The organism is Neobacillus vireti, from assembly GCF_001026695.1.
GTDB lineage: Bacteria > Bacillota > Bacilli > Bacillales > Cytobacillaceae > Neobacillus > Neobacillus vireti.
In genome coordinates this window covers 757,821-773,193 of record NZ_LDNB01000002.1, presented here as the reverse complement: position 1 = coordinate 773,193, position 15,373 = coordinate 757,821, and the positions used below count along the sequence as shown (strand labels likewise).

The window sequence follows — 15,373 nt, the reverse complement described above, 5'->3', positions numbered from 1 at the left end:
AAACATCATGCTTCGCTTTTATATTTCTTATTATAACGCTTTTCTTGGTAAAATTGGAAAAACCAAATTGCAACAGTTAACCAAAATCCACTTGCAAGATATCCCCCGATAATATCACTTGGATAATGGACACCTAAATAGATCCTACTGATTCCAATCGCCATAACCATGAAAACACTTAAAATAATCAGGACACTCCTTCCCCATCTACTAGGGATATGGCGCCAGAGTAAAAATGACAGAATGACATAAACCGTGAAGGCATTCATCGCATGGCCACTTGGAAAACTGTACCCTGAAATTTCAATTAAGCGATGGAAATTAGGACGAACCCGGTGAAAAAACTGTTTCAGAATTTGATTTAATACTGCTGAGCCGAGAATAGCAAATATAAATAATATTAATTCTAACCGATGATGCAATACTTTATAAAGGAAAAATATTAAAAAGATACAAAGGATGATGACTACTGGAGTTGAACCAACAAATGTAAAAAATTTCATCACTTTTGTTAAGGTTGGTGATTCTAGCCCCTGAACAGCTGCGATTATATCGCTATCAAAATCGTTAATTTTATGGTCACTTATCAACAAAGAGATTAAACTGAAGCCGAGAACGCATGCCAAACTTATGATAAAAGCAATTAGTAAATGTCCTTTAAGATTCATAAAAAGATCCTTTCAATTTGTATTTACACATTCCTTAAATGCTTACCATATAGTACCATGAAATAACTAAAATATCACTACCATCACTTGAAAGAAAACTCGCCGATTGGCGAGTTTTATTAGTTTTGTACTTGAACAATTAAATTATTCATTTGTTGAGCTAGGAATCACATAACTAATTTTGTTTGAAATCGGTGTCTTGTGGTAAAAAAATTTCATTGAAAAAGCAATCCTTCCATATAGAAAGAATTGCTATAGCATTACATTTACGTTATGAAACTTTCGGTTTCTTTTTTACTGATTCATTGGTTTTATCTTTGGAGAAAAACCATCCTGCAGCGGCAATCCCAACTAACACTGCGTAAAAACTTACCTTCCATTCAGTTGAATGGGCGAATTCCTCGCTAAGAATCGCTAACGATGGATGTGATAGTGTGTAGACAGCAAGCTTCACACCAACCCAGCCAACAATCGCAAAGGCAGCAATTTCCAAACCTGGCCTTCTTTCTAACAGCTTCACAAATTGATTAGCGGCAAAGCGCATAATCACTAAACCAATTATTCCACCTGCAAAAATAACCAAGAATTTACCTCCGTCAAGGCCGCCGATATTTGGCAGCGGAGTATCCGGGAGAACAACTGCCATCGCTACAGCAGCAAGAATCGAGTCAACAGCAAAGGCAATATCCGCTAATTCAACCTTTAAGACCGTAACCCAGAAACCGCTGCTTTTTTTGGAAACCTCCTGTTTATCAGGCTGGTCCGCTTTCCCTTTCACAACTTTGCGGAAAATATGATTCCCCGCCATAAATAATAAATATAACGCGCCAATCGCTTGAACCTGCCACACATCCACAAGAAACGAAATCGCGAATAGTGAAGCGAAACGGAACACAAACGCTCCCGCCAAGCCATAAAATAAGGCCTTTTTTCGCTTTTCTTCCGGAAGATCTTTTACCATAATTGCCAGGACTAAGGCATTATCTGCTGCCAAAAGCCCTTCCAATCCCACCAAAATAACTAACACCCAGCTGTACTCCAGTAACAAACTAAAATCCATGAATCGTGCCTCCTCTAAAGTAAGTTTCTTTCTAAAATTGTTCCCTCTCGCCAATAAAAATAGGCCTTTACTGATGACAGTAAAGGCCTAAAGAAAACAGAAAAAGACCTTTACCGTAAAGTAAAGGTCTTGCTAACAACGTCCATGTTGCCAATAAAGCCGGAGATGGATTTCTCGAAGTGACGACTTTATTGTAGCAGCTACTCCCCTTTAAAAAGGAAATATTTTATTACTATTAATATAGTATACTTTTAAGTGATTGTCAATGTGAAGCTGTGGAACGATTACAAACCATATACCTCACAGTATTTTTGCTCAAGATATTGGACAAGGTAGTCGGCATTTAATTCCTCACCGGTTACTTTTACAATCAATTCATTCGGTGTGTAAAGCTTACCGTACTGGTGAATGTTTTCCTTTAACCATTCTTGAAGCAGGTCAAAGCGGCCATTTTCAATTAGGTTATAGAAATCCGGCAAGTCTTTTTGGATAGTCCGAAGAATTTGCGCTGCATAAAGATTCCCTAATGAATAGGACGGGAAATAGCCAATTCCGCCAAAGGACCAATGAACATCCTGAAGGACACCCTCCGTGTCCGTACTTGGTGTAACCCCAAGGTAATCCTGCATTTTCTGGTTCCAAATGGCCGGCAGGTCCTTCGCTTCAATTACCCCTGCAATCAGGTCTTTTTCAATTTCGTACCGCAGCATGATATGCAGATTATACATTAACTCATCTGCCTCCACACGAATAAACGACGGCTGGACAGTGTTAACGGCACGATAGAATTCATCGACACTAACATTTTCAAGCTGTGCAGGAAAATGGGCTTGCAGCTGCGGGTAAAAATAATACCAGAATTCCCTGCTGCGTCCGACCATATTTTCTAAAAATCTTGATTGCGATTCATGAATTCCAAACGATGCCCCGCTCTGAAGAACAGACTCCTCATAATCAGGATTTACATGCTGCTCATAAATGCCATGCCCTGCTTCATGAATCGTCCCGAATAGGGCTGAGCGGACATTTTTTTCTAGGTAGCGTGTGGTTAAGCGGACATCGCCAATCGTAACCGTTTGCGCGAAGGGATGAACAGTTTCATCCAGTCTGCCGGCATCCATATCAAAGCCAATAATCGGCAGAATATAGCGGTTAAATGCTTTTTGTGTCTCAATATCAAATGATTGATCAAAAACCTCGACAGCTGTTGGCTTTCCATGTTTTTGAATCCGCTCTAGTAATTTAACGCTTGATTCTCTAAGTTTAGCAAATAACGGGTCTAGTCTTTTCACCGTTAAACCCGGTTCAAATTCATCTAGGAGCGCATCGTACGGATGCTCCTCATAGCCATAAATATCCGCAAACTTCCGCCTAAATTGAACTATTTTCTCTAAATACGGAAGGTAGTGGGCGAAATCATTGTTGGCTCTCGCCTCCTCCCAGGCATCATTGGCTTGGCCTGTTAAGATGCTGTATTCCTGAAAAAGGTCTGCCGGGATCCTTTTCGATTTTTGATAGTACTCTCTATATTCTCGAACCTTTGCTTTTGTCACAGCATCCAAATCATTTACTGCTGATAATTTTTCTAACAAATTGCCCATTTCCTCTGAAACGGAAAGTTTAAACACTTCCGTCCGTAATGTTCCGATAGCTTTCGCAAACACATTTCGCCCTTTTTTTGGAGCCATAACCTTTGAATCCCAGTCAGTCAGACCAATAATACTTGAAAAATGAGTAATTTTTTCATCTAATACCCTAAATTGTTCCAATGCGGTCTGTAACTCTTGATCCATCACTTTCTGTTCCATATGTAGACCCCCTAAACATAATTCTTTTTCTTAATGAATGGCAGTTGCAAAAACACTAGACTTTGAGAAATGTCCAGCTCCAGCGCCCTAGCGGCTATTGTCCTTCGCTCTCCGCCCTACGATAAGTCAAGCACGAATGCGCTATCGCGTGTTTCCTTTATCTCAGTTGGAGCGCTCCAGGCCATACGCCGCTGACCAGGGCGCTTCCGCTTTTCTTATTATAATTCAAAAATTCAAACAAGGGGGAAAATTAGATAACTTTTTCATTGACAAAAAATTCATTTTGGATATTAAATTCCACTTGTTAATGAATCAGGTTAAATTTTAAACCTGTATAAATTTAACATATAAAAGGAAAAACTAAGCTCTAATGAAGTAAAATCTTATGCTTAGTCGATAACGTATTTAGGAGGCCGTTATTTTATGCAGGACATAACAGGAACGGCAGTTGGAAAGCCGATACAAAGAATTGATGCCGTTGAAAAAGCAGCAGGAACAGTTCGTTACATAGACGACTATACGTTACCCGGCTTGGCCTACGCGAAACTAGTTAAGAGCAGCTATGCCCATGCCAAGATAAACTCGATTGACTTAACGGAGGCATGGAAGGTACCAGGAGTCCGTGCGATTATCACAGGAAAAATGTTTCCGTTTCATATTGGCCCGATCCTCGCAGACCGGCCTCCTTTGGCAATTGACAAGGTTCGCTATTACGGCGTACCGGTTGCCATTGTTGTTGCTGACCATGAATACCAAGCAAAAAGAGCTGCCGCCCTCGTTAAGGTCGACTACGAACCATTACCGGTGGTCAATTCCGTACGGGATGCCTTTCAATCAGGTGCTCCCTTAGTCCATGAAAATTCTGGTCAATACATGAAGATCATTGACAACGTCTACCCCGTTCAGGGAACAAATATTGGCAGCCATATTAAGATTCGCAAGGGTGATTTCATCAAGACGTGGGAAGCCTGCACGACAAAGGTGAAAGAAACCTACTCTTTTAGCCTTTCCGATCATGCAGCCCTTGAGACGAGAAGTACAAGGGTAGAAATAAAATCTTCCGGCAAGGTGATTATTCATACCACGACGCAATCGCCTTTTACGATAAAAAAAGTCATGAATCAATTCTTTAATATTGAACTGGGCAATATCATTGTCCATACGACAATTGTCGGCGGTGCATTTGGCGGGAAAGGCACGGTCCAACTGGAACCACTCGCCTATTTGGCGTCAAAAGCAGTTGGCGGAAAAATGGTGAAATTGGATTATGAGCGCGAAGAAGATCTGATTACGGCTCCCTGCCATATTGGCGTAGAAGCGACGATTGCGCTTGGAACGAATCAAGACGGAAAAATCATCGCAGGGCAATACACGTTCTTGATTGATTCAGGTGCCTACACGGACCAAGCAGCTGGAATTACGCGAGCAATGGCCTTGGATTGCACGGGACCCTATAATGTCCCGAATGTTTGGTGTGATTCGTACTGCATGTATACCAATCACCCCTATGCTACCTCTTTCAGGGGATACGCCCATCCGGAACTTACCTTTGCCGTAGAGCGGACCATGGACCAGCTTGCCAAAAAATTAACGATTGATCCGATCGAGCTCCGAAAAATGAATGTGATTCAACCTGGAGACACTTCACCAACACAGTCTGTCATTACCGCAAATAATATTGGTGATACCTTGAAATGCCTAGAAAGGGCAAAGGAACTCATCCATTGGGATGCGGGTCAGCGAGTCGAAATCAGCAAAAATAAAATAAGAGCAAAGGGTATCAGTACATTTTGGAAAACATCAACAACAGCGACGAATGCACAGTCAGGGGCAATTCTAAAGTTTTAAGCAGACGGCAGTGTAAATTTGAGCTGTGCGGCGATTGAATTAGGGCAAGGGACAAAAACCATTTTAGCGCAAATCATCGCTGAAAGATTAAAAATGGAAATGAATATGATTCATATCACGATGGAAGTCAATTCCTCCTATGACCCGCATCAATGGCGAACGGTTGCCAGCAGTACGACCTATTTAGGAGGAAGAGCCGTTTTGGCCGCCTGCGATGATGCGATTTCGCAGCTAAAAAGAACAGCCGCAATTGCCTTACAATGTTCTGAGGAGGACTTAGAGGTGGGCGGCGGCCGCGTATATTTAAAACCAAATCCCGAATATGGTGTCCAAATCAAGGATATTGCTTTAGGTTATCAATTCCCAAATGGGCATGCGGTGGAAGGTCAGGTAGTTGGTCACGGAAAGTACATTCAAAGGCATCTAACTCCAATGGATAAGGAAACCGGATTTGGTAAACCTGGACCATGGTGGTCTGTCGGGACACAAGCAATTGAAGTCGAATGGGATACAAGGGATTATACATACAAAATTTTAAAAGCTGTAACAGTGCTTGACGGCGGCACCATCATTAACCCGGCAACCGCAACCCAGCAAATGAGAGGCGGAATGTATTTGGGCCTTAGCTTTGCCAGCAGCGAAGAGTTTCTTTTTGATGAAAAAGGAATTGTTCAAAACCCGCAATTACGGACATATCAAATTATCAGATTTGGCGAACAGCCCATGGAATACCTAGTAGAGTTTATTGAATCCCCTGCTGCTGACGGGCCGTACGGGGCGCGCGGAATCGGCGAATATGGGGTAATTGGCATGGCAGGGGCACTTGCCAACAGTCTTTCCACGGCTGCACAAGTAGAATTGAATCATTTGCCATTAATTCCTGAGTTAATCTGGAAGACAAAGAAGGAGCACTTGAAATGATTCCGTTTGACTTTGAATATTACAAACCCAATACCATTACTGATGCAATTCAGACGTTTCAGGAAATTGAGAGTCAGGGGAAAGAGGTCATCTATTATAGCGGCGGGACAGAATTTATTACTTTTTCGTGAATAAATAAACTGTATGCTGATGCCATTATTGACCTGAAAGGGATTCCTGAGTGCCAAGTATTGGAAGCCTCAGAAAACCAACTGGTTATCGGTTCCGCCGTTTCATTAAATAAAATTACCGCGTCCAATTTATTTCCGCTTCTTGGTCAAGCAGTCAAACAAATAGCTGACCATACATCAAGAAACAAGATTACAATAGGCGGCAATCTCCATAGCCGGTTAATCTATCGCGAAGCGGCTCTTCCGCTGCTTTTGGCGGACGCACAAGTTAAAATTGCTGGCAAAGATGGCGAACAAATTATTGATTTGAAAGATATTTTTCAGCAAGAAATGAAAATGGAATCAGGGCAGTTCCTTGTGCAAATTTTAGTAGAAAAAGCCTACAGCGCCTATCAGTATGTCAGCCTTAAGAAAACTAAAGCTTCTAAAGTGGGGTATCCAGTTGTCTCCCTTGCAGCAATCGCAAAAGACAACCAGATCCGGGCGGCATTTAGCGGAGTCTGTGCGTATTCATTTAGATCTACTCAAATGGAAGCGGTGTTAAACGATTCTTCCCGTTCAATTGAAAGGCGGATTGAACAAGCAGTGCGCTCCCTTCCTGCACCAATAATAGATGATATTCAGGCTTCTCGAGATTACCGCGAATTTGTGTTAATTAATACACTAATGGATGCGATGGACACTTTGAAAGGGGCGATTAAATGATCAAAAATGGTTCATCTAAAACAGTCGTAAAATTACATGTAAATGGAGATAGTCATGAGGTAACCATTCGTTCCGCTGACACGCTTATTTATACATTAAGAGATCAGCTTGGTTTAAGCGGTGTTAAGCGGGCTTGTGAAAATGGCGATTGCGGCGCCTGTACAGTCCTAGTAGATGGCGAACCAATGCATTCTTGTTTGTCACTGGCCATCGAAGCCATCAACCAGCCAATCACGACCATTGAAGGTCTAATGAATTCTCCGATTCAAAAAACCTTTGTCGAAAAATGGGCGATTCAATGCGGCTATTGTACCCCAGGTTTTATCTTAAATTGCCATGCACTAGCGGAAACAGAACCGAACGCAACCGATGAAGTCATCGAAGAGTGGATGCAGTCCAATCTTTGCCGCTGCACAGGCTACCAGGAAATTAAAGAAGCGGTAAAGACGGTTTTACAAGAAAAGACAAACAAAATTTGAGCAAAATATAATGCCCCAGACTTGGAAAGACTGGGGAGATACCTTTTACCCTTTTTTGAAGCTGTAATTTCCCTAATTTAAGGATTCAACCAGGCTAAGTGTTTGCGCCGCCTGTTCAATTTGCTGCTGAGTCTGTTCTAATTGTTGCTGCTGTGCCGTTTGCGATTGGGTAACCGCAAGCCCCTGCATTTGGTTTAGCATGCCTGCTGCCTGTCCAAGCTGCTGCGCAGCTTGTTGCAGCGCCTGTGGATTTTCCATCGAGCTGCTTTGTTGAATGGCAGTTGCTGCCTGCTGCAGCGATTGGAGCGCTTGCTGCTTCCCGGTCTGAAATGTCTGCTCCGCCATTGGCTGATTTTGCTGCTGCGCTATTTCCTGTTGCTGCATCTGTTGTTGTTTAAAACTTTGCGATTGCATTTGTTGTTGGTTTTGCATATCCATGAGTCCTCCTCCTTTCGCTACGAATAAAACTATCTTTAGTTTTGATAAAATAACGCATTTCTATCCATTATAAAAATCTAGAAAACTGTCCTCATGAAAGGTTCATGAGGACAAAAAGGATAAAAAAATATAACATGATTGAATTGGCGCATGTTGGGCGTTGGTGTGCCTATCTTCAATTAAATAGGAAGAAAAAACGCCCAGTATTTCAACCGGACGTTGGTCATTTCTTTTTTAACACAGATTTCACAGCCTGTTCTATCTCAATATAGCTCGTGCAGCGGCAAATATTCGACTCAAGCCACTCTTTAATCGTTCGATCATCGGCATCCGGATGCTGCTCAATTAACGAATGACAGTTCATAATAAAACCGGGTGTGCAATAGCCGCATTGAAAGGCAAAGTTTTCGATAAATGCTTGTTGAATAGGAGCCTTCTTCAGTCCCTCAATCGTGGTCACTTTTTTCCCAACAGCCTCTACTGCAAGCATCAAACATGACTTCATCGGCCAGCCATCAACATTCACCGTGCACGCACCGCAGTCACCATTCAAACAGCCGGGCTTTGCACCTGTCAGACCGAGCTTACCTCTTAGTGTATACAAAAGCGTATCCGCCGCCCTGACCGTGACAATATGGCTTTCCTCATTAATATTTAACGTAATTGTGTGGGATTGCAAGTTTGATTCCTCCCTTTCCCAAACTACCTAAACCTCGCACCATCCAAGGCTGCCAATACATCTATTAACAAATTCCTTAAGACGAACAACCGGTATTCCGCCGACCCTTCGACATCATTGAGGATAGGCTTTGGCAGCACCGCCAGTGCCCCGTCTACCCTTACCGTGGCCGATTGACCGCTTTTGTTTATGGCGGCCTCGATTTCCTTGGAACGAAATGGGAACGGACATAATCCACTAATAGCCACACGCAATTCTTGATCTATTTTTAACGCGGCAACTGTAATTAACGGATAGCCGGTCTCCCATTGCTGGCGCCGTTTGACGCTAAAAAACGGCGCCCTGATAAACCGGCTTTCTGTCGCTGTTTGAACGAGAAATTCCCCTCTCTTAAGCTTCAGCTCCTCATGAAAAACATCATGGATTGCTGCCACTTTTCCCCCATCTGGTCCGGCGATAACCACTTGGCTATCTGCGAGTAAAAACGGCAGAACAGCTTCACGGTAAAAAATACGGGCACATATATTACCGCCCAAGGTAATTTTTCCACGAGCAGAATGGTCAGCTACTTCGCTTGCTGTTTTTGTTAATAACGGAAATAGATTTGCTTCTTCGATTTGAGTGAGGGTAAGCGTGCTCCCTAACAGTAAGTGATCCCCGCTTACCTGCATCACTTTGCATTCAGCAATCCACTTTATATCAATAACTGCCTCGGTATAAGCTAAATCTATCCTGCCAAGGGTAATTAATTCCGTCCCACCGGAAAAAACCATTGGCTGTTTGCCCTGTTGATCTAAATATTGATAGAGTTCGACTGCCTCTTGCAGCGTTTCCGGCTTATAATAATCAAAATCAAACGGAAGCATTTACTTGTTTGCCTCCTTTGCTTTCCAAATCAATTCTGGAATCAGCGGCAGATTATGAAGCGAAACACCAGCTGCAGTTGACAACGCATTCCCTAGCGCCCCAGGCATCCCCATTAAGCCGTGCTCCCCGACACCACGAGCCCCGTACGGTCCGTCAATCTGTGGGGTTTCTACAAACCCGACCAGGTATTCAGGGTTTTCCCCATATCGTAAGGGCCGGTACGTCCGAAGCTGGGGATTCAAGACCCTGCCCAGCTCATCAAAATAAAACGTTTCCCGCCCTGCAAATGCCAATCCCATGCTCATCGCACCCATGACCTGGCCTATAGCAGCTTTTTCATTCATCACTCTGCCAATATCAACAACTGTGGCTGCCTTCACCAGCCGGTACGTGAAATCCCTTTTATCAAATTCAATTTCAACTCCATAAGCGGCCACGGTCCATTCCGGACCAGGTTTTCCTGCACCAGTCTCCGGGTCCAAAGGTGTAAGATGGCGTAAAATATAACTCCCCCTGCCGATGATTTGTCCTCCGACTGTATTCCCATTGGGATATTTATAGCCGTAGCCAATCTCTTTAAAATGGAGCCCGATGGCAGGATCGTCCCTTAAAAACACCCTGCTGTTCGCAATTTCGAGATCTTCCTTCGGGGATCTTAATACACAGGCGGCCAGTTCTTTCAATTGATGAATGACATCCTCTGCGGCCTTTAAAACAGCTCTGCCACCCATAAACGTTCCCCGGCTTGCAACCGTTTTCCAATGCTCGGGTGTTGTCTGTGTATCCACTTCCATGCGGACATGAATTTTATTCACATCCATTTTCAGCCGTTCGGCAAGAATTTGCGCTAAGATTGTTTTCGTTCCAGTACCAATTTCAACAACGCCAGACATTAAATTAATACTTCCATCACGATTAAATGTTAAAATCACACCAGATGGGGCATCCGTATCAATCGTCGATGTCTTCCAGCTGCAGCTGACCCCCTTTACCCGTATAAAGCGGTCGTTCAATACAGTTACTGGCCCTTCATCCCACTTGATTAATCCCCTGACTTTTTCAATACATTTTTGCAAGTTTCCGACATTACTTTTATTCAGCCTAACCCTTGTTGGTGTTGTATTTCCAGGCATAATGGCATTGATATACCTGAGTTCAAGCGGGTCGATGTTTAATTTTTGCGCAAGCAAGTCCATCGTCCGTTCAATCGCAAAGGAAAGCTCGGAATGGCTAAAACCCCTAAATGGTGCGGCATACGGATGATTCGTATACATGCAGTAAGAATTGCACCAGAGATTTTCAATATTATAAGGCCCGGTGCAATCTGTCGCACCCGATCTCGTTAAATCAATTGCTTTATCAGAGTAAGCGCCGCCATCCCACAAATATAGGATTTCAGCCACCGTGATTTTCCCGCTCCGATTTGCTCCAAATTTAACCGTTGCATCCAAGCCAATGTGACATGGTGAGGTTAAAATATCTTCTTCTCTTGTGTTTAATATTTTCACTGGTTTCCCGCCGACTTCCTTCGATGCCAAATAGGCGAGCACTTCAAGCTGAACGGGAGCTTTGCCGCCATAGGCACCGCCAACTAGCGGGGTACGAACGATAATTTTCCCCATATCCTCACCGAAGTAATCGGCGATTAATCTTTTGACCATAAATGGTGCCTGCGATGAGGTCATGATGATGATGTTTCCATCTGGCAATATCTCCGCCGTCGCACAACGCGTTTCCAATGCCACATGGTCGGAAGGAGCAAAGGAAAAACTCGCCTCCACAACCGTATCACTTTCCGCCCAGCCTTTTTCAATATTCCCCTTGCGGATTTTAATCAGCGTCGCAATATTGGTGTCAGGCACCGGATGGGAATCTGCCTCTTTTTTATATTCACCTAAACGCTCGTGGACGAGCGGTGCATCCTTTTGAAATGCTTGCGTAGGTGAATTTACTACCGGCAGCAATTCATATTGCACCTTAATAAGGTCAGCAGCTGTTTTTGCCTGTGCAGGGGTATCGGCGACAACAAGAGCAACAGGTTCGCCATGATACCGGACCTTGTCAACCGCAATCGGCGGTCGGTCACGAATTGCCTCCCCGGTTAACGGATACTGTTTTCCAGCAAGAATCGCCCTAACTCCAGGTACTTTCCAAGCTTCAGACGTGTCAATATTCACTATTTTCGCATGACCATACGGACTAATGACCATTTTCCCTGACAGCAGGGGTATTTTTTGATAATCATGCGTGTATTTCGCACGGCCGGTTACCTTATCAACCGCTTCTTTGCGAATGACACTCTTCCCAATTACCTCCATGTTCAACCCTCCCACACTTCAGACACATACATTCCTACCTTATTTATATTAAGAGGTAAGCTATTCCTAGAATGCTTAATTTATCTTTAGTGGACCTGTCGGAGAAAGGATAATATTCCCACGCGAAAGGGAATATTTGTTAAATAAAGGAAGGCTAAAACTCGTTAATCATTTCCATCCCAGCTTTATGAAGGACTAAACTTCCTCTTTTCCACACCGAAAAGTCCTTCATCGGCTTTATGAAGGACAAAACTCAGGATAAAAATGCGAATACTATCCTTAATAGGTGTTCACTCCCAAACTCTTCAACGTTTGAGTGCTGTTTTATTCATTTAATCGGCAAAACATAAAATAACACACAAAAGAAATGTGCCGCACTGCCGCCAATCACAAACAAGTGCCAGACTGCGTGATGGTACTTAAAGCCCCGCCAAACATAGAAAATGGCTCCGAGCGTATAGAGGGCGCCGCCTATCACTAAATACATCATCCCATCAGAAGAAAGATTTTTTACTAACGGTTTCCAGGCGAAAACAATTAACCAGCCCATGACGACATAGAGCGCCGTTGAGGTAACAAGATACTTTTTGACAAAAAAGCATTTAAAAACAGTACCGGCGATTGCAATGCCCCAAACGATGCCAAATAATGTCCAGCCCATTGTCCCTTTAATCACTATTAATAAAAACGGTGTATAGGTTCCTGCAATAAAAAAATAAATGGACGAGTGATCCAAAATTTCAAAAACATCTTTCGCCCTGCCTTCTGGGAAGCTATGAAGCAAAGTTGACGACATATACAGAATAAACATCGTTCCCCCAAAAATCGTGAAGCTAACCACATGCCAGACGTTCCCGTATAGAGATGAATAAACAATTAAGATAACTAAGGCAGAAATGCTCAGTAATGCCCCAATTCCATGGGTAATCGAATTAGCCATTTCCTCATGCTTTGAAAATGTGTGTGTCGCAGCCACTGATAATTCCCCTTTCAAATGTTACAAGAATCTACCTAAAAGATAGACTTCCAAATCAATTTAAATGATATTCATGAAAATAACACGGTGATAAATTGGAAGCAATGGACATTTATCATATCCATAAAAAAGGACTAATTCGTTTTTTATATTAGTCACCTTTCTTAAACTATTAATCTTTCTTTCATAGTTTGTTCATATTTCTTCGTTAAGATAGAAATAGGTTCACAGATGAACCTTTAACCTCCGCCCCCCTTAATATAGATTAGTGTGAATGCCCGGTACAAGCTGCCGGGTAATTTTTTTGCGCAAAAAAAGGAGCAGAGTGTGCCCATAAACAAAATGTGTTTATTTTAGTCAACCTAATTTTTTCGCGCCCTTCGATACACAATAACTAAGTTAATCAAGAAAATGATGAGCAAGTAAAGTCCATATAATCCAAACGAAAACATTTTGTTGCTGCTAAATGACGCTCCAGCAAAGGACAAAATAAGAATATTAGGGATCTTCCCGATGGTCGACGCGGTGAAAAAAGTGAGCCATCTGGCATTACTTAAACCGCAAATAAGATTGACAACCGGAGCAGGAATAACCGGAATCAACCTGCAGGTCAAAATCGCCAAAAAGGAATGGCGATTCAAATACCCCTCGTATTCCTGGACCTTCGGATATTTCTTTAATTTTTCCTGGGCATAATCCCGAAAACCATAGCGGCTTAAAAAGAAGAACCCCATCGTTCCTATCATAGCTCCCGCTAATGAAATAGCCGCTCCTTGTGCCAGACCAAAAACAGCACCGATGATTCCCGCTAAAATGGGGAACGGGATAATCGGAAAAAAGACACAAATCGCCATTAATAGCATGCTAAGAAGAATGGATAAGCTTCCACCTTGCTTAATTAGAGCAATCAATTCATCCTTTTGAAAAAAACCAATCGCAATTATTAAAAGCACAATTGATATACTCATGAATTTCTTAAACATCGATACGCTCCTAAAATATTATTAAAATAATTAAACCGTGAGCATTTTCACTACTCTATTATTACCCATTTAAGTATATCGAGAAAACAATCATTCATAAACACTTTTTTGATTTTTCAAAAAGTAGTTTTATCGATTTATTCCTGCCATTTGTTCAAAAATTCTTGCTAAGAATGTAGAAATATTGTAACAAACCTCCCATGCACTGGAATCTGACAAAATTATAATAAACCTATAGAAACATTTTATAAGGTTTTAAAAATAATAATGAATTTTGGTGATGAAGATGCAAGGAATTGGAAAAGGCCATCCCCATGCGATGGGACACCCTCATGGAAAGGGAATGGGAGGCATTGATTATGACGTTAACCCATTTATTGTCATCTGGGAGGTAACGAGAGCTTGTCAGCTAAAGTGCGTCCACTGCCGCGCTGATGCACAGCTGACTCCAGATCCACGGGAGCTGTCACACGAAGAGGGAATCAATCTCATCGATCAAATCTATGAAATGGATAATCCGATGCTTGTATTCACAGGCGGGGATTGCATGATGCGGGACGACCTTTTTGAACTAGCAGATTATGCAATCAAAAAAGGGATGCGTGTTTCGATGACACCGAGTGCTACCGCAAACGTAACAAAGGAAAAAATGAAACAAGCAAAAGAAGTAGGTCTTTCACGGTGGGGCTTCAGCCTCGACGGTCCTACTCCGGAAATCCATGACCATTTCCGCGGAACACCAGGTTCATTCGAGTTAACCCGTGAAAAAATAAAATATTTAAATGAATTGGAAATGCCGCTGCAAATTAATACGGTCATTTCCCGTTATAATTATGACTCCCTTGAAGAAATGTCGAAATTGGTTGGGGAGCTGGGGGCCGTCATGTGGTACATCTTCCTGCTTGTACCGACTGGCCGCGGGCAATTAGATGCCTGCATTACACCAGCTGAACATGAAAAGGTATTCCGCTGGTTATATGAACTAAGCAAAACCGCTCCATACGATATTAAAACAACAGCGGCACAGCATTACCGCAGAGTCGTTCTGCAGCAGAAAACCCGTGACCATTTAATTGATAAAGGTGAAATTCATTACGAAGATACGATTACAACTGATTTTGCCTCAATGCATGACGGCTTGAAGCGTGCTCCTAAAGGGGTAAACGATGGAAACGGCTTTGCCTTCGTTTCGCATATCGGAGATGTCATGCCAAGCGGCTTGCTTCCAATTGTCGGCGGGAATATTCGCGATACTCCGCTCGCAGAAATTTATCGTGAGGCAAAAGTGTTTAAAGAACTGCGTCAGCCTGACAACTACAAAGGCAAATGCGGTGTCTGCGAATATAACAAAATTTGCGGCGGTTCACGCTCAAGAACCTACGCCGTAACAGGTGACTATTTGGAAAGTGAACCTTTCTGCGTGTATATTCCACAGGCACTGCGCAATAAAGAAACGGCGCCAACCGTGTAATAAAAGAGGCATTCCATCAAG

13 protein-coding genes and 1 pseudogene are annotated in these 15,373 nt (G+C 42.7%); 5 read left to right on the top strand and 9 right to left on the bottom strand.

The window, feature by feature from the left end; all coding sequences use genetic code 11:
• Positions 1–5: 5 nt before the first annotated feature.
• From AA980_RS04075 to AA980_RS04065, 3 genes are all read right to left on the bottom strand, one after another.
• Positions 6–668: a phosphatase PAP2 family protein gene (locus AA980_RS04075; protein ID WP_024030737.1), complete on the bottom strand. Its 663-nt coding sequence runs from the start codon at positions 666–668 to the stop codon at positions 6–8.
• Positions 669–939: 271 nt separating this feature from the next.
• Positions 940–1,728 carry a TerC family protein gene (locus AA980_RS04070; RefSeq protein WP_047771260.1) on the bottom strand — a complete coding sequence of 263 codons (789 nt, stop codon included), beginning with the start codon at positions 1,726–1,728 and terminating at the stop codon, positions 940–942.
• A 284-nt stretch (positions 1,729–2,012) separates the two neighbouring features.
• Positions 2,013–3,536 carry a carboxypeptidase M32 gene (locus tag AA980_RS04065; protein WP_024030957.1) on the bottom strand — a complete coding sequence of 508 codons (1,524 nt, stop codon included), beginning with the start codon at positions 3,534–3,536 and terminating at the stop codon, positions 2,013–2,015.
• A gap of 423 nt (positions 3,537–3,959) precedes the next feature.
• On the opposite strand from AA980_RS04065, the pseudogene AA980_RS04060 reads away from it, so the two are divergent.
• The 4 genes and pseudogenes from AA980_RS04060 to AA980_RS04050 all read left to right on the top strand — a co-directional run bounded on the left by AA980_RS04060 (position 3,960) and on the right by AA980_RS04050 (position 7,620).
• Positions 3,960–6,305: pseudogene (locus AA980_RS04060) on the top strand (xanthine dehydrogenase family protein molybdopterin-binding subunit).
• A complete protein-coding gene (locus tag AA980_RS27995; RefSeq protein WP_024030689.1) occupies positions 6,302–6,436 on the top strand; it encodes a hypothetical protein in 135 nt (44 codons plus the stop codon). Before AA980_RS04060 ends, AA980_RS27995 begins: the two are co-directional and overlap by 4 nt.
• Positions 6,437–7,141 (top strand): FAD binding domain-containing protein, encoded by a 705-nt coding sequence (locus AA980_RS04055; RefSeq protein WP_328586720.1) that lies wholly within the window; start codon positions 6,437–6,439, stop codon positions 7,139–7,141. It abuts the gene before it with no gap.
• Positions 7,138–7,620, top strand: a complete 483-nt coding sequence (locus AA980_RS04050; protein ID WP_024030687.1) for a (2Fe-2S)-binding protein — start codon at positions 7,138–7,140, stop codon at positions 7,618–7,620. The genes AA980_RS04055 and AA980_RS04050 overlap by 4 nt, the downstream gene beginning before the upstream one ends.
• 72 nt (positions 7,621–7,692) lie before the next feature.
• On the opposite strand, the gene AA980_RS04045 is transcribed toward AA980_RS04050, so the two are convergent.
• The 6 genes from AA980_RS04045 to AA980_RS04020 form a co-directional block, all read right to left on the bottom strand.
• Positions 7,693–8,058, bottom strand: coding sequence for a hypothetical protein (locus AA980_RS04045; protein ID WP_024030686.1), 366 nt, complete (start codon positions 8,056–8,058; stop codon positions 7,693–7,695).
• A 223-nt stretch (positions 8,059–8,281) separates the two neighbouring features.
• Entirely contained in the window at positions 8,282–8,737 is a 456-nt protein-coding gene (locus tag AA980_RS04040) for a (2Fe-2S)-binding protein (RefSeq protein ID WP_024030685.1), read from the bottom strand.
• A 23-nt stretch (positions 8,738–8,760) separates the two neighbouring features.
• On the bottom strand, positions 8,761–9,603 hold the full coding sequence (locus AA980_RS04035; RefSeq protein WP_024030684.1) for an FAD binding domain-containing protein: 843 nt from the start codon (positions 9,601–9,603) through the stop codon (positions 8,761–8,763).
• Complete coding sequence (locus tag AA980_RS04030; RefSeq protein WP_024030683.1) at positions 9,604–11,922, bottom strand: xanthine dehydrogenase family protein molybdopterin-binding subunit; 2,319 nt, start codon at positions 11,920–11,922, stop codon at positions 9,604–9,606.
• A 328-nt stretch (positions 11,923–12,250) separates the two neighbouring features.
• Positions 12,251–12,898 (bottom strand): PAQR family membrane homeostasis protein TrhA, encoded by a 648-nt coding sequence (gene trhA / locus AA980_RS04025; protein ID WP_024030682.1) that lies wholly within the window; start codon positions 12,896–12,898, stop codon positions 12,251–12,253.
• A gap of 362 nt (positions 12,899–13,260) precedes the next feature.
• Positions 13,261–13,881: a TVP38/TMEM64 family protein gene (locus AA980_RS04020; protein ID WP_024030681.1), complete on the bottom strand. Its 621-nt coding sequence runs from the start codon at positions 13,879–13,881 to the stop codon at positions 13,261–13,263.
• 286 nt (positions 13,882–14,167) lie between these two features.
• On the opposite strand from AA980_RS04020, the gene AA980_RS04015 reads away from it, so the two are divergent.
• Entirely contained in the window at positions 14,168–15,352 is a 1,185-nt protein-coding gene (locus AA980_RS04015; RefSeq protein ID WP_024030680.1) for a TIGR04053 family radical SAM/SPASM domain-containing protein, read from the top strand.
• The last annotated feature ends 21 nt before the right edge of the window (positions 15,353–15,373 follow it).